At 77.2% G+C, this 1,157-nt stretch carries 1 pseudogene; it reads right to left on the reverse strand.

The window, feature by feature from the left end:
• Positions 1-1,013, reverse strand: a pseudogene (locus tag FV230_RS28570) (glycosyltransferase family 2 protein); the annotation flags it as partial.
• Positions 1,014-1,157: the final 144 nt, after the last annotated feature.

A 1,157-nucleotide genomic window follows, 5' to 3' on the forward strand; every position in this document is an offset into this window, starting at 1 on the left:
GCCCCGGTGGTCTCGGCGAGGATGCGCGGGAGGTGCGCCACACGGGTCGCGCGCGCGCCGAGCCACAGGTCGAGGGCGAGCGGAAACGCCGCGATCGCCCCGGCCGGGTCTTCGGGAAGGCGCGCGAGCAGGGCCGGCGCGGCGAGCCACGGCCGGCCCTGGTAGCCGGTGGTGCGGGCGAGATCCGGGCTCCAATCCGGTTTCAGCCGGGGCGCGCCGTCGCGTAGCTCGTCGGCGTAGATCAGGTCGGCGGTGCCGATCTCCGCGGAGAGCCGAGCGAGCGCCTCGGGCCTCAGCCGGTCGCCGGCGCGGAGCAGAGAGAGGGGCGCGTTTCCGAGGGCATCCCCGAGGCCGCGATCGTCGCGCCAGGCCTCATGCGTGATGCGAGGGTCGTCGGGCGTGGCCTGCAAGGTGGCGGCGTGCAGGACGATCGCGCGCCAGTCGGGATGGGTCTGCGCGCGCAGGCTCGCGAGCGTCGCGGCGAGGCTTTCGGCATCCGCGTCGCCCAGGACGAGCACGCGGATCATGCCGAACGCCCTCTGCCCTCCCCCGCCTTCGGGGGAGGGCGGAAGGAGGGCGCGGTCCGCCGCCCAATCCGAGAACCGCGCGCGCGGCGTCACCGCGCAGGTCCCGCGGAGGGTGTCGCGATAGCGGCGCTCGTCGCCGCGCAGGCGTTCGTAGAGGGCGGAGCCGGCGCGGAGCGGCCGGGTCGCGAGCGCTTGCAGGAACAGGCTCGCCTCGGTGCGGCGGCCGACGCGCTCCAGCACGAAGCCGGGTCCGGCGGCGAGGCGGATCTCGCGGAGGTCGTCCGGGAGCAGGCCGAGCCAGTGGGCGCAGGGCTGCGCGACGCCGGGCAGCACCACGTCCTGCGCGCCCTCGGCGCGGATCAGGCGCAGCATCGGCCGGCGCGGCCGGGCGGTCGGCGGCTCGCGATAGGTCAGGACGACCCAGCCGCCGCGGCCGATCTCCGGCAGCACGAGGCGGCGGTCGAAGACCGGGTCGGCCGCCGGCACGCAGTGGAACGCGGTCGCGCGCCCGAGGTCGAGCCGGGCGGTCAGGCGCGGAACGGGCCGTCTCCCGGCTTGGGCTTCACTGCGCGGCGCCCGCCTCGGCCGGAGCTTCGGAGGGCGCCTCGGACGGGGCCTGGGCCACCGGCG

The sequence above is a fragment of the Methylobacterium sp. WL6 genome (assembly GCF_008040095.1).
Lineage (GTDB): Bacteria > Pseudomonadota > Alphaproteobacteria > Rhizobiales > Beijerinckiaceae > Methylobacterium.